General features: G+C 32.4%; 15 protein-coding genes. 9 read left to right on the forward strand and 6 right to left on the reverse strand.

What is annotated here, in order from left to right; all coding sequences use genetic code 11:
• The first annotated feature begins 189 nt into the window (after positions 1-189).
• Positions 190-1,239 carry a serine hydrolase domain-containing protein gene (locus E0Z07_RS13410; RefSeq protein ID WP_006258891.1) on the forward strand — a complete coding sequence of 350 codons (1,050 nt, stop codon included), beginning with the start codon at positions 190-192 and terminating at the stop codon, positions 1,237-1,239.
• Positions 1,229-2,062, forward strand: a complete 834-nt coding sequence (locus E0Z07_RS13415; protein ID WP_039329510.1) for a hypothetical protein — start codon at positions 1,229-1,231, stop codon at positions 2,060-2,062. Before E0Z07_RS13410 ends, E0Z07_RS13415 begins: the two co-directional genes overlap by 11 nt.
• An 86-nt stretch (positions 2,063-2,148) precedes the next feature.
• On the opposite strand, the gene E0Z07_RS13420 is transcribed toward E0Z07_RS13415, so the two are convergent.
• Positions 2,149-4,341 carry a S9 family peptidase gene (locus tag E0Z07_RS13420; protein WP_131540833.1) on the reverse strand — a complete coding sequence of 731 codons (2,193 nt, stop codon included), beginning with the start codon at positions 4,339-4,341 and terminating at the stop codon, positions 2,149-2,151.
• Between the two features lie 157 nt (positions 4,342-4,498).
• Between E0Z07_RS13420 and E0Z07_RS13425 the strand changes: the two genes are divergently transcribed.
• The 3 genes from E0Z07_RS13425 (at position 4,499) to E0Z07_RS13435 (ending at position 6,225) form a co-directional block, all read left to right on the forward strand.
• Entirely contained in the window at positions 4,499-5,194 is a 696-nt protein-coding gene (locus E0Z07_RS13425; RefSeq protein ID WP_006261185.1) for an SDR family oxidoreductase, read from the forward strand.
• 129 nt (positions 5,195-5,323) lie between these two features.
• Positions 5,324-5,728 (forward strand): DoxX family protein, encoded by a 405-nt coding sequence (locus E0Z07_RS13430; RefSeq protein ID WP_006258887.1) that lies wholly within the window; start codon positions 5,324-5,326, stop codon positions 5,726-5,728.
• 113 nt (positions 5,729-5,841) lie between these two features.
• Positions 5,842-6,225: an HAD family hydrolase gene (locus E0Z07_RS13435; protein ID WP_073144246.1), complete on the forward strand. Its 384-nt coding sequence runs from the start codon at positions 5,842-5,844 to the stop codon at positions 6,223-6,225.
• Positions 6,226-6,236: 11 nt separating this feature from the next.
• Here E0Z07_RS13435 and E0Z07_RS13440 read toward each other — a convergent pair whose 3' ends face one another.
• Complete coding sequence (locus tag E0Z07_RS13440) at positions 6,237-6,857, reverse strand: class I SAM-dependent methyltransferase (RefSeq protein ID WP_131540834.1); 621 nt, start codon at positions 6,855-6,857, stop codon at positions 6,237-6,239.
• Between the two features lie 236 nt (positions 6,858-7,093).
• Between E0Z07_RS13440 and E0Z07_RS13445 the strand changes: the two genes are divergently transcribed.
• Both E0Z07_RS13445 and E0Z07_RS13450 read left to right on the forward strand, forming a co-directional pair.
• Positions 7,094-7,708: a GNAT family N-acetyltransferase gene (locus E0Z07_RS13445; RefSeq protein ID WP_131540835.1), complete on the forward strand. Its 615-nt coding sequence runs from the start codon at positions 7,094-7,096 to the stop codon at positions 7,706-7,708.
• Positions 7,709-7,889: 181 nt separating this feature from the next.
• Complete coding sequence (locus tag E0Z07_RS13450) at positions 7,890-8,492, forward strand: Crp/Fnr family transcriptional regulator (protein ID WP_233445980.1); 603 nt, start codon at positions 7,890-7,892, stop codon at positions 8,490-8,492.
• A 26-nt stretch (positions 8,493-8,518) separates the two neighbouring features.
• Here the strand turns inward: E0Z07_RS13450 and E0Z07_RS13455 are convergent, their stop codons facing one another.
• From E0Z07_RS13455 to E0Z07_RS13470, 4 genes are all read right to left on the reverse strand, one after another.
• Positions 8,519-9,004: a DUF4259 domain-containing protein gene (locus tag E0Z07_RS13455; protein WP_131540836.1), complete on the reverse strand. Its 486-nt coding sequence runs from the start codon at positions 9,002-9,004 to the stop codon at positions 8,519-8,521.
• A 6-nt stretch (positions 9,005-9,010) separates the two neighbouring features.
• Positions 9,011-9,376, reverse strand: coding sequence for a DUF2200 domain-containing protein (locus tag E0Z07_RS13460; RefSeq protein WP_131540837.1), 366 nt, complete (start codon positions 9,374-9,376; stop codon positions 9,011-9,013).
• Entirely contained in the window at positions 9,370-9,738 is a 369-nt protein-coding gene (locus E0Z07_RS13465; protein ID WP_006258880.1) for a DNA/RNA non-specific endonuclease, read from the reverse strand. Before E0Z07_RS13465 ends, E0Z07_RS13460 begins: the two co-directional genes overlap by 7 nt.
• A 693-nt stretch (positions 9,739-10,431) precedes the next feature.
• Positions 10,432-11,598, reverse strand: a complete 1,167-nt coding sequence (locus E0Z07_RS13470) for an MFS transporter (protein ID WP_131540838.1) — start codon at positions 11,596-11,598, stop codon at positions 10,432-10,434.
• A gap of 97 nt (positions 11,599-11,695) precedes the next feature.
• On the opposite strand from E0Z07_RS13470, the gene E0Z07_RS13475 reads away from it, so the two are divergent.
• Both E0Z07_RS13475 and E0Z07_RS18285 read left to right on the forward strand, forming a co-directional pair.
• Entirely contained in the window at positions 11,696-12,382 is a 687-nt protein-coding gene (locus E0Z07_RS13475) for an AraC family ligand binding domain-containing protein (RefSeq protein WP_233445981.1), read from the forward strand.
• 2 nt (positions 12,383-12,384) lie between these two features.
• Positions 12,385-12,534 carry a helix-turn-helix domain-containing protein gene (locus tag E0Z07_RS18285; protein WP_233445982.1) on the forward strand — a complete coding sequence of 50 codons (150 nt, stop codon included), beginning with the start codon at positions 12,385-12,387 and terminating at the stop codon, positions 12,532-12,534.
• Positions 12,535-12,560 lie beyond the last annotated feature (26 nt).

Genomic DNA, 12,560 nt, shown 5'->3' on the forward strand with positions numbered 1-12,560 from the left:
AGAGTCAATATGGATTTATTATCAAGAGTGGGATACATTGAATAAATAAAGTATATTGTATTGGTTTACAAAGCAATGTATTATACTGTATTCATATCGCTATTTTTGGGAGTTATTTATTACTCTGTTATTCTTTAGTTAAGTATAAAAGGGGGGATTCACAGAAATAAAATGTTTTAATTTTTAGTTATGAGATTAACAATTCTTTCTTTTTTCTTCATTTTTTCTACGATGGCCTTTGGTCAGAATAAGATTGCTGAGTCTGTTCATAGAGAGTATGATGTAGGGCATTTTAATGGTTCTATACTCTATATTGATGAAAATGATTCTATTAAGATAAATAAAGGGTACGCGAATTTTCAGTTTCAGGTAAAAATAAATAATGATACACGATTTCCTATAGCTTCAATGACGAAGTTGTTTACTACTGTATGTATATTACAATTACAGGAAAAAGGATTAATTCATTTAGAAGATAAAGTAGGAAAGTATATACAAGAACTTCCTGTAGACTGTCAGGATATCTCAATTAAAGAATTGCTTCTTCACCAATCAGGTTTGGAAAATGAACCTATAAAAGCAGTAATAAATCCTTATACGTTAGATGAATATATAAGTAACTTTGTAAAAATAGCAGATAAGGATAGGAGCGAATTTAATTATAATAATGTAGATTATGTACTCTTGTCTAAAGTTATCGAAAACAGTACAAAAAAACCTTTTTCAGTAGCTATAGAAGATTTGATTTTAAAACCCTTAAGTTTAGTAAATTCTGGATTTGTAAAAGAAGAAGAAGTGATATTAGACCTTGCTTATGGTTATCATAATTACTCATTTGGAGAAGGGAAGAAAGAAATGCCTTTGTACAATGATAGGAGATTTATCTCCAACTACTATGGTGCAGGAGGTATGTATTCTACTATAGATGATTTGTATAAGTTTGTTATTGCATTAAGAGATAATAAACTCATTAATCAAGCATCTACATCAAAGTATTTACTCACTGCTCAAACGAATAATAATATTGATTGGCTTCTAGGTAAACCTACCTATGGTTTCTTCTTTAATGAAGCCAAAGGGTTTTATAGAAGAGGAGGAAGTATTGATGGGTTTAACACAGAAATGATTATTGATAAAAACTTTAATAAGATCATGATCATTCTATGTAATACTGATACTGCAGATCTACCTCTATTAGCAACTAAGCTTTATCTTTTAACTACTAATAATGATAAGTAACATGAGGCATCTATTTAATAATAGCTACAGTACAATTATTAGAATAGCAGTCCTCATAATTGTTCTTTTTAATACGGTATTTATTTACGGTAAACAGATAAATGATGGAGATGGACCAAAATCAAAGTTAACTGTTACAAGTAAGATAGTTGTAGTAAATAAGGGAACTATTCGTTCAATACATAAAGGAACACATAGTTTAAGTGAAGTATGTATTAAAGAGAATCAAATCTTAGAAATAGGTGATGACATAGCAACAGTGATGGTTCTAAAATATGGTAGTGAAGAGGAGCGTGCTGTTTATTTAAATGAAAACAGACGTTTATTGTTACTGCTTGAAGATCAATTAGAAGCATTTAAAAATACTAATAGCTCATCTAATGAAGCTCAGATGAAACATATACATCAGAGCTTGGACTCCCTAAAAAATAAATATGAGAAACTACAAGAATATCTAATAAAACATAGAGGAAAGCCTGCAATAGTAACGAATATTCTTATGAAAAAGGGAGATAGAATTAAGCAAGGAGATATTATAGCTGAGATAATAGATATTGGAGTTATATTGCCTAAAGGAACTATAGATGAAGAGTATTATAGAAATAAGTTAGATGACTATGATGTGATAGCTTCAATCAGGGGAAATAATATAGTTGAACAAGAAATTAGTATTTCTGATTTATTGTACAAAAGAGATACTTCTAATGTATGGGCTTCTCATGGTAAGCCTTCAGTAGGGGAGTTTGTCATTAATTTAGATAAGGTAGATATTTCATTCTTAGATCAAATAGTAGAAATACAGCTATTGTTAAAAAAGAAATAGTTGTATTCTTTTATAAAGGACAAGATAGAAATCTGTATAAAAAATAAAGCCGAGAACTTGTCTCGGCTTTACTGTTTATGATAATACTATTTTGTATTTGGTTTCTCTAGGTAATCGAAGAAATACTGTGCTATCTTGTCATTTAAGTGAACTCTGTCTACTCCCATAACATTGTGTTCATGAGAAGGGTATAAGAAGTAATCTACTTGTTTATTTGCTTTAATAGCAGCTTCTATAAACTCCATAGAATGCTGCTGAACCACTACAGGGTCTTGAGCTCCATGAATAATTAAAAGCTTGTTGTTTATTTTATCTGCTTTGTTAAGTAAGCTTGTTTTTTTGTATCCATCAGGGTTTTCGCTAGGCATATCCATATAGCGTTCTCCATACATGATTTCGTACATTTTCCAATCCATTACAGGGCCGCCTGCTACACCTACTTTAAATACTTCTGGGTGGTTAACAGATAAAGTTGTAGTCATAAAACCTCCGAAACTCCATCCATATACACCTATCTTATCTTGGTTTACATAAGGAAGTGATTTTAAGTAATCTACCCCCTTCATTTGATCTGCCATCTCAGCTTGACCTAATTGTCTGTGGATTACTTGTTCGAAGTCACGTCCTCTATTAAAACTACCTCTACTATCTACCGTAAATACGATGTAGCCATGCTGTGCCATATAGTTAAAGAATAGGTTCGCTCCACCTAACCATGTGTTGGTTACTAACTGTGCATGAGGCCCTCCATATACGTATACCATCACAGGGTATTGTTTGTTTGCGTCGAAGTTAGTAGGGTAGATGATACGTGCATTTAAAGGAGTTTTTCCATCTGCAGCTGTAATCGTTTTAATCTCTGTCTTAGGCATCGTCACAACACCATCAAAAGGATTTTTAGACTCTAATACTTGTTGCTCTTTTTTAGAATCAGCATTGACAATAGTAACTTTGTTAGGGGTCTCTAAGTTGTTAAACTGATCTAAGAACAATGACTTACTCTTGTTTAAGACAACACTATGTGTTCCTGATAACGTAGTGATCTGTTCTGTTTTACCTTTTTTAAGGTTTGTTTTGAATAACTGTCTATCTAATCCTTGATTCGTAACTCCTATATAGTAAAGATTTTTAGCGTCTTCGTCAAAACCTAAGAATTCATTTACAATAACGTTTTCATGCCCTAATTTCTTGATTAGCTTGCCATTTGTGTCGTATAAGAATAACTGTCTATATCCATCTACTTCAGAGAAGTATAAGAATTGATCAGGTGTACCAGGTACAAATACTAGACTATTAGAAGGCTCTGTATACGTTTTAGATTTCTCTTCGAATAACGTTTTTTCAAAGGCACCTGTAGCAGCGTTGTATTGATTGACTTTTAAGTGATTTTGTTCTCTATTAAGAACTCCTACATAAACATAGTTTCCAGAAGGATCCCAAGTAACCATGGTTAGGAATTGGTCTGCTTCACCAGTTTGTAGAGTTACCTTTTTACCAGTATATACGTCATAGATTACTAATGATACTTGCTCATTAGTCATACCAGCCATTGGGTATTTGATGTTTTTTACTTCTGCCACGCGCTCACTCCATTGAATGATAGGGTATGAAGTCACCATACTTTGATCTTTTCTATAGTATAGAAGTTGGTCTTGTTTTGGGCTCCACCACATTCCTTTTTTTATACCAAACTCATTGCGGTGAGTATCACTACTTCCGTTGATGATATCTAGAGCAGGATCATTAGTTACTTTAACATCACCACCTTTATTAGTAGTCACTACGATATTATTATCTTGTAACCAAGCGATGTGATCTCCATTGCGAGAGATGATTTGTTGGTCACCATTAAGATCAAATTTAAATGAGTTGACTACCTTTTTATCAGTAAGGTTAACCTTGAAGTAATACTTTGATTTTAAAGTAGAATCAGGAGTATAAAACTCTATTTCATTGTCATTTAACCAAGTTAGGTTAGTCGGGATGATTCTAAGGTTAAATGTAGTCCCTTTAACTGTATTATTGATTACTTCTTCTAATTGTTTAGCAGTAAGAGCTGTTTGTGACTCCCATTTGTTAGCTTGACTTTTTATTAAAAGGCTATCTCTATTTTTAGTTACAAAACTCAGGGTATTGTCATTCTTCCAAGATGGTTGAAGTATTCTTTCTGTAGCAAACTGTCTACCTTGTCCTAGTGTAGCCTCTGTCATATCAAAGTTGCGTTGCGCAAACATGATGTTTCCAGCTAGCAAAAAGAATAATACTGATTTGTTCTTCATAATTACTATAGTTGTTTTTATCGTCGCTAATTTAAATCCAAATATGTCACTAGCCAAATTAGAGTATAAAAAAAAACAATGTATGAGCCTTTATGACAAGAGAGAATAGTTCTTTTTTTATATCTTTATTCTTTAAATAATCCATAAAGAATAGTATATGCAAAAAGTAGTGTACATCACAGGAGGTACTAAAGGTATAGGAAAGGGAATTGCTCAAGCTCTTTTAGAACAAGGATATAAAGTAGCAATATCAGGTAGGAATATAGATACAGTTAACGAAGCTATAGCTGAATTAGGATATACAGATAATATATTAGCAATTCAATCTGATGTAAGGAAGTATGAAGACGAAGAAAAGGCAGTGGAACTAATCGTAGAGAAATTCGGAAAATTAGATATTGTGATTGCCAATGCGGGAGTGGGGATATTCTCCTCTGTAGAAGAAATGAGTTTAGAGGATTGGAATACAATGATAGATACGAATCTAACTGGGGTATTTCACACTTTAAAGGCGTCTGTAAAGCAATTAAAGCAGCACAAAGGGTATTATATCAGTATTGCCAGTCTAGCAGGGATAAACTTTTTCGCTAATGGAAGTGGTTATAACGCTAGTAAGTTTGGTGTAGTAGGTTTTACTCAAGCAGCTATGTTAGACCTTAGAAATGCAGATGTAAAGGTGACAACAATATTGCCTGGTTCTGTGACTTCTAATTTTAATAACCACCAGCCGTCTGATGCAGATCACTGGAAAATACAGCCAGAAGATATGGGACAGTTGGTAGTAGATATCTTAGCGATGAATCCTCGTGTGCTTCCTAGTAAAATAGAAATAAGACCAACTAAAACTAGCTAATATATCTCAAAGTCACAAGACTTTAAGGAGACTTAAGAAAGATCAATTAACACAAGGTATTATTTCGGTTTTTTGTATTACAAAATGTCAAAATCACGAAATAACAGAATTACAAAAAAACAGTAGTATATGAATGCAGATTTTGGAAAATTCCTATTGAGATTAGGTGTTGGAGGACTAATGATCTTCCACGGGATCCATAAATTAATACATGGACATGATTTTATTATTAACCAGTTGAAAGCACATAATCTACCAGAGCTGCTTTGGATAGGAGTGCCTATCGGTGAGATAGTAGCACCTATATTTTTACTAGTGGGGTTTGCTACACGTATTTCTGCTTCTATTATAGCGTTTACGATGTTTATGTCTCTATTCTTAGTAAAGGGAATGGGAAGCTTTGGCTTAGATCCTAATACTGGAGGGGTAAATGCTGAGCTGAACTTATTATATCTATTAGCTGCCTTAGCTATAGCCTTTATAGGCCCTGGAACTATTCGTTTTTATAAAGGGAAAAAAGGGATGTGGGTCTAGTTATGTTTATGTGATGTTGTTTTCTTGTAAAACAAAATATCTCCTTAAAAGAGTAAAATCACAAAACAATATCACAACATCACAAAAAAACAAAAAAACAATAAAACAATAAAATGAGAGTATCATTTGATTTTGATGGAACATTGACAGAAGCAGTAGTAGCTCAATATGCAAAAGAGTTAACTAATAAAGGAATAGACGTTTTTATCGTAACGGGGAGGTATAATGAATTGCTTTGTGCTATGAATGGAGGGGGAAGTAATGATGATTTATTCTTACTAGCAGATAAAATAGGTATCACGCATAAGCATATTATATTTACCAATAGAGCAGATAAAAGCTACACTATAGGTGGTAGTGGTCTTATTTGGCATTTAGACGACGATTTAAACGCTCTAAATGATATTAACAGATATTCTGATGTGAAAGGGATTTGGATAGGAGAGGACAACTGGAAAGAGCAATGTGATAAATTAATAAAAGAGGCTAGTATCTAATACATAGCCTCTTATTTTTTTCGTAAGACAACTAATCTCTCGGTAAGCGTCTCGATTTGATAATCAAAATGCTCTGCTATATATTCAATAGTTTTGAAGGTATAAATAAAAACATGGGTTTGATCTTTTCTATAATACCAGTTTTTGAAATCAGTTTGTTCTGTAAACAAATGCGTTTTAATGATGAGTAAGCCTCCTTGTTTTAAAATCTTCGTTAGTTTATCAATTTCTTTATAAGGGGTATAAAAATGCTCAAATACTTCACAGCTAAAGATATAATCATATACTCTATCTAGATAAGTAAGGTCTGGATGAAAGAAAGGATCATAAAGATCGACAGTATAGCCTTGTTCTACCAGTTGTTTTGTAATTACAGGGCCTTTTCCACATCCATAATCTAGACCAAGCATAGCTGGTGTACAGTGTGCTAATACAGTATTCGTTACAGGAGCTGTAAAATGTTGATAACCGATATCATTCACATCATTATTATGACATTCATAGTGGCTTTTTTCTTTGTCTTGATCAAAGTAAAGTACCTCATCCTTTAGGTATGCATTACACGTAGGACAGATATAATACTCGTCATCTACCTTAGTGCTTAAAGGTGTATTACACAGTGTACAGTTCATGTTTAGATTTTAATAAGACACAAAAGTAAGTATTTTAAGTCCATTACCTCTCTAAATGATTAAATGGATATTGAGACATCGTTTTTTGTAGTTTCATTCTATAAAACAGTAAGCTGGTGTATTGATTATGTTGCTTGATGTCTTCTTATAACAACAAACTAAAAAAGAATACTCGTTTGTTATACATTTACTCTTTACTAATTATGCCCTTTAATAGGGAAGTTATATAAATAATTATGGCTAAAAATAACAACACACAATGGATTCCTTATCCAACAGTATTAGAAGGAACAACAGTAGATCTTATTCCTTTAGAAAAAGAACATTTGGAAGAATTATATCAGGCTAGTGCAGATAAAGAATTATGGAGATTAGTACCTACAGATTGTTCTGATAGAGATACTTTTTATGACAACTATCAAAATGCGTTAGCAGCTAGAGAAAAGGGATTACAGTATCCCTTTGTTATTATTGATAAAAGAACACAGAAGATCATTGGTTCTACGCGATTCTTTGAGATGTATGAAGCAGATAAGAAGTTAGAAATAGGATGGACGTGGATTACGCAAGAGTATTGGGGAAGTGTAGTGAATCTGGAGTGTAAATTACTACTCTTGACTTATTGTTTTGAAGTACTGAAAATAAATCGAGTACAACTGAAAACGAAAGACACTAATATTCGTTCTAGAAAAGCTATTGAGAAGATAGGAGGAGTCTTTGAAGGTATTCTGAGAAAGGATAAAATACATAATGATGGTACTACTCGTAATGCGGCTTACTATAGTATATTAGATGATGAATGGGGAATTTCTAAAGAAAAGATACAAGGGTTGATTAAAAATATAATTTAGGTTATCGTGGCACTGTTAAGTTTGGTTTATTTTTAACATATAATTAATTTTTATGAGTTAATTATATGATAATAGTCATATACTATTGATTATTCTCCTTTTGAACTGTTTTATTAACAATTTATCCTATTGTTCTGGCATATAATGTGCTATCTTTAATATAGACCAATAATTTATCCTTATGATGAATATCAAATTGTTAAAAAAATATGGAGCCGAGACAGTTGTTTATGAAAAAGATGATTTCATTTTTGAAGAAGGCATGTGGCCAGAGTATTTTTACTATATCGTAAGTGGAGAAGTTAAATTAAACATTTATGATGAGGATGATAGTAGAGAGTTTATATTTAGCTTCTATTCTAGAGGACATAACTTTGGAGAAGGAACTATATTTTTAGAGACAACCTATATCTGTAATGCCATTGCTGTTGAACAAACAGAAGTATTAAAATTAGACAAAGCAAGTTTTCTAATCCTGATCAAGGAGAATCATGATTTCTCTTTACTGATAAACTATAATCTGTCAAAGAAATTATATTTTCAAGGGGTAATGGCTCCTAAAATTTCTGCTCAGGATGCAGATTTGCGCGTTCTAACGTTATTAAATTATTTAAAGACTAATTGGCAACATCCTTTGATTCAACAGGATTTGTATATTGTGGATTTAACTCGACAAGAAATAGCTGACATGACGGGGCTAAGAGTAGAAACGGTGATCAGGAGTATTAAAAGATTGAGAGAAGACAATAAGTTAAGAATTATAAAAGGAAGAATTGTATTATAGAAAAGCCTCTATTTTTTAGAGGCTTTTTATTTTAGTTCTTGTTCTAATCTTTTTGCTAACATATTTAAATGTTCTTTCCATTCTTCAAAACAGTTTGAGTCTCTCCATAACTCAACAGATTCTCTTTCTCCATCTTCATCAGGTACTTCATTTATCATATCTTGCATATATCGCAGTAAGAATCCTAGGGCTAATTTATCTCCTTTAAATTCGGTTAGACGTAGCTTAAGCCCTTCTTGAATCTCATTACCATTACCGTAATGAAGATATCCATCATCTTTAAAAATAAAGAATAGCTCTACTAAAGCCATAGCAGTATTGTCATAGTAAAAATCAATATCGTCAAAGCTCTTACCTAGAGCTCCTATGTCTTGTAGTCTTTGGATTAACTTCCCTAAATCTAATTGAAACTTATCAGATGAAGAATAATTATCCTCTATATAGTCTTCGATATAATTAATTGTGTCAAATCCATCATCGCTTTCTAATGCTTTATATCCCCATGCTCCCATAATTGTTTAAGTTCGCAGTATTTTTTCCATTGTTTTTCCTTTTGCTAGCTCATCAATTAATTTGTCTAGGTAGCGTATTTTCTGCATAAGTGGATGTTTAATATCCTCTACGCGGTAACCACAGATAACTCCTTTTATAAGCTTAACATTAGGATTAATGAGAGGGGCATTAGCAAAGAAATCTTCAAAGTTTACTTTCGTTTCTATTATTTGTTTCAAATCATCCTGATTATACCCTGTAAGCCATCTGATGATAGTATCTACTTCTTCTTTTGTTCTACCTTTTTTCTCTGCTTTAGCAATATAATGTGGGTATACACTCGCAAATGAGGTACTGTATATTCTATGATTCTCCATGTCTTTACTTACCATATTTCAATTTCTTTCGTAAATGTCTGGTCACCGTCTACTTCTATAATAACCTTAGATGGGATAAAACTATTGCCTTTATACTCCGGAAAAGCTTTGTATTGTACTTTATAGCCTTGTTGAAGTAAATCTACGATATAATTATCTATCTCTCTTTTTTGGAGAGCAGCTTCAGGTGAAACATATAAAATATTAAAAGGAGAGTCATCTCCACCAAAAGCTAAACCAATAAGATGTAGCTTATCTAGATGTCCTGCATCATAATATTGTTCTGCGGTGTCATTACTACAGATATCCGCGTAGCTACAGGGTCTAGTAGGATCTATGGAGCTGCGCTTGCTCTTAAAAAAATTGAATAATTTCATAATGATAATTGTTTGGGTTAGTTAATGGTAGTGTAAATATAATTAAGCTTGATACAATTACAACAGTTTATGCTACTCAATTTCTTGTTATTCAAGTTAATATTGATTTATCATTCAGGGAATTAAAAGGATGAGGTTTTTGTAGAATTGATAATATAGATAGCCTTGGACCTTAAAAAGGCAAGAGATATTATAGAAAACCTATGCCTCACAATGAATTATAGTTTTTTTAATTTTAAGGAATATCCCATTTTATTCAAAAGTGAAGCTAAAAAGAGACATAAAAAATAGAAGCTTAAATGCATATTGTTCGGGAATTTATTGGGCAGTCTTTGGATGTTCTTCGGTAAACTGTCTCTCAGTCCGAACAAATACTGAACTCTTCCGAAGAGCTTCCGAAGAAATAGGTATGTTTAAAAATAATGATTGCTGATATTCAGTGGTTTAAGGTTTTGTAAATGGAAATAAATAGACTTTTTTGGAAATATTTGGAAGTATTCGGAAAAGAATGGAAAAAAGTGGAAAAAAGTGGAAGTAAGTAGGATTTGTACTTTTAAGTCTTTATAAATTTGTAATCTATGAAAGTAGGAGTAGTGATTATATTAAAATAGCTCTCTAGGCTTAAAAGTTACATCTTTTAATTCTAGAGAGCTATAGGTTAGAATTAGTTATAGTAAACTAATCATGTGGGGACTATAGTTTTCCTTTTTTAGATAGAAAGACAATACCTAGTGCTAAGAAACTCCACAACAGCATTTGGGTTAGAGAACCTAGCCATCCATTGATACTCCAGCTAATCAGCCCAAAGAAAGTTCCTATACCAGCTCCTATGAAATAAGCTGTCATATAGACTGTGTTTAATCTACTGTGTGCTTCTTCACTAAGAGCGTAGATACGGGTAAAATTAGTGATTTGTGTTGCTTGAACTCCAATGTCTAATAAGAATATAGCGATAATTAAGATTATAATAGAGTTGGGGAAAATAAGCATTCCTACAAGACTAATAATTACTAACGAAATCGTAAGGAACAAGTTTTGAAAGACTTGTCCTTTATCTGCTAATTTGCCAAAATATGGGGCTACTAAGGTTCCTCCGATAGCGACTATCGCAAACATACCTATCATAGAAGGGGTATAGTTAAAGGGAGCTCCACTTAAGTGAAAAGTAAGTGTAGTCCAAAAAGAACAGAATATTCCGAAGGTTAAAGAGCCTAATAAGGCGGCTTGTCGCAGTGTTTTGTGTTCTTTGACTAAGCGTAGTGTAGATTGCAATAACTGAATATAACTACCCTTAAATTTAATAGGCGCATTAGGTAGAAATTGCCACATCAAAACGATGCTAATGGAAATCATAATGGCAGAAAAGGTAAAAACACTCTGCCATCCCCATAAATCTGTTAACCATCCACTGACTAGACGTGAGCCAAGAATACCACATAATATTCCACTAAAGACAATACCTACGCTTTTTCCTCTATTCTCTTTGTTTAGTAGAGCTGCCATAGGTAAGATAATTTGTGCAGGAGTAGAGCATACACCAGCTAAAAAACTCAAGATTAGCAAGAAGTTTAAATGAGTGGTATTAGCAATACACATTAATACAAATATCTGTATAATAGAAATCGCAATGATTAATTGCTTTCTATTAATTTTATCTCCTAAAGGAAGTAGAAAGAACATACCTATACCATAACCTATCTGAGCTAGCATAGATACTTTGCCTACTGCAGCTTCAGGTTCTCCTAGTGTTTCAGCAATGTTTTTTAGAATGGGTTGGCTATAGTAGACATTAGCTACAATAGTCCCCGCAGTAAATGCCATAATAGGGATAGCATATTTTTCTTTGTTTTTGATTGACATATTGTTTAGTTCGTTAAGTTGGCAAATGTAGTAGAGTTATCAAATACACTTTTGTATATTCTGTTATATTAATAGTATATTTCGCTATGTTTGTAAGATGAAGTTAGTACAGTTCGAACCTTTGTTTTTAAGGCATTTTCGCACAGAAGAGTGGCCATTTACTTACCATAATCACAATCATTATGAATTAATGCTGATCAGTGAGGGGAGTGGTATACACGATTTAAATAAAGAACAATCTATCTATCGAGGAGATACTGTTTTCTTTCTCTCTCCAGAAGATAGTCATCATTTCTATATAGAAGAAAAAACAAGGTTTAGAGTCATCAAGTTTTTGCCTAGTGCACTTAAAGATGGAGTTAATGCTAGTATAACAGATTATTGGGATAACCTACTAATTAACTTAGGTAGGATGTGGGAGGTTAGAAAAGTAAAAGGGATTGATATAGAGTTGGTTAATAAGATTATTTCAATTGTTGATTTAATGATTATAGAGTGGGAGGTTAATAATAAACAAGTCTCAGAATTACATACTAATTTATTAAGAAGCGTATTGTTATTAATGGATAAATATACGGCTGATAATACACATATAATAGATCAGTATGACACTTCTAAAATAGAGCGAATACAGAATTATATTCATGCTTATATTCATTTACCAGATCGTTTAGGAGTAAAGCATTTAAGTCATGAATTTGGTCTTTCAGAATCAGGATTTAGAAACTATTTTTCAACCAATATGGGGATGAGTCTGACACAATATATAAATGGTTTAAAATAGAAATGATCAAAAAGAGAATTAAGCATAGTGATCATAATTTATCAGCAATAGCATTAGAGTTTGGTTTTACTGATGCTAGTCATTTTACGAAGTATTTTATGAAGCACACTGCCCTAACTCCATTACAGTTTAAAAGAGATAATAAAGTATAAAAAAGGGACACTCCATCTTTAGGATA

It is taken from the genome of Myroides odoratimimus, from assembly GCF_004337635.1.
In the GTDB taxonomy this organism is placed as follows: domain Bacteria; phylum Bacteroidota; class Bacteroidia; order Flavobacteriales; family Flavobacteriaceae; genus Flavobacterium; species Flavobacterium odoratimimum.

What these genes read in the sequence shown, in the direction of transcription:
- E0Z07_RS18285 (WP_233445982.1), top strand. Translation starts at nt 12,385, where the DNA reads ATGATCAAAAAGAGAATTAAGCATAGTGATCATAATTTATCAGCAATA.
- E0Z07_RS13420 (WP_131540833.1), bottom strand. Translation starts at nt 4,341, where the DNA reads ATGAAGAACAAATCAGTATTATTCTTTTTGCTAGCTGGAAACATCATG.
- E0Z07_RS13470 (WP_131540838.1), bottom strand. Translation starts at nt 11,598, where the DNA reads ATGTCAATCAAAAACAAAGAAAAATATGCTATCCCTATTATGGCATTT.
- E0Z07_RS13425 (WP_006261185.1), top strand. Translation starts at nt 4,499, where the DNA reads ATGCAAAAAGTAGTGTACATCACAGGAGGTACTAAAGGTATAGGAAAG.
- E0Z07_RS13460 (WP_131540837.1), bottom strand. Translation starts at nt 9,376, where the DNA reads ATGGTAAGTAAAGACATGGAGAATCATAGAATATACAGTACCTCATTT.
- E0Z07_RS13415 (WP_039329510.1), top strand. Translation starts at nt 1,229, where the DNA reads ATGATAAGTAACATGAGGCATCTATTTAATAATAGCTACAGTACAATT.
- E0Z07_RS13465 (WP_006258880.1), bottom strand. Translation starts at nt 9,738, where the DNA reads ATGAAATTATTCAATTTTTTTAAGAGCAAGCGCAGCTCCATAGATCCT.
- E0Z07_RS13450 (WP_233445980.1), top strand. Translation starts at nt 7,890, where the DNA reads ATGATGAATATCAAATTGTTAAAAAAATATGGAGCCGAGACAGTTGTT.
- E0Z07_RS13445 (WP_131540835.1), top strand. Translation starts at nt 7,094, where the DNA reads ATGGCTAAAAATAACAACACACAATGGATTCCTTATCCAACAGTATTA.
- E0Z07_RS13430 (WP_006258887.1), top strand. Translation starts at nt 5,324, where the DNA reads ATGAATGCAGATTTTGGAAAATTCCTATTGAGATTAGGTGTTGGAGGA.
- E0Z07_RS13435 (WP_073144246.1), top strand. Translation starts at nt 5,842, where the DNA reads ATGAGAGTATCATTTGATTTTGATGGAACATTGACAGAAGCAGTAGTA.
- E0Z07_RS13455 (WP_131540836.1), bottom strand. Translation starts at nt 9,004, where the DNA reads ATGGGAGCATGGGGATATAAAGCATTAGAAAGCGATGATGGATTTGAC.
- E0Z07_RS13440 (WP_131540834.1), bottom strand. Translation starts at nt 6,857, where the DNA reads ATGAACTGTACACTGTGTAATACACCTTTAAGCACTAAGGTAGATGAC.
- E0Z07_RS13410 (WP_006258891.1), top strand. Translation starts at nt 190, where the DNA reads ATGAGATTAACAATTCTTTCTTTTTTCTTCATTTTTTCTACGATGGCC.
- E0Z07_RS13475 (WP_233445981.1), top strand. Translation starts at nt 11,696, where the DNA reads ATGAAGTTAGTACAGTTCGAACCTTTGTTTTTAAGGCATTTTCGCACA.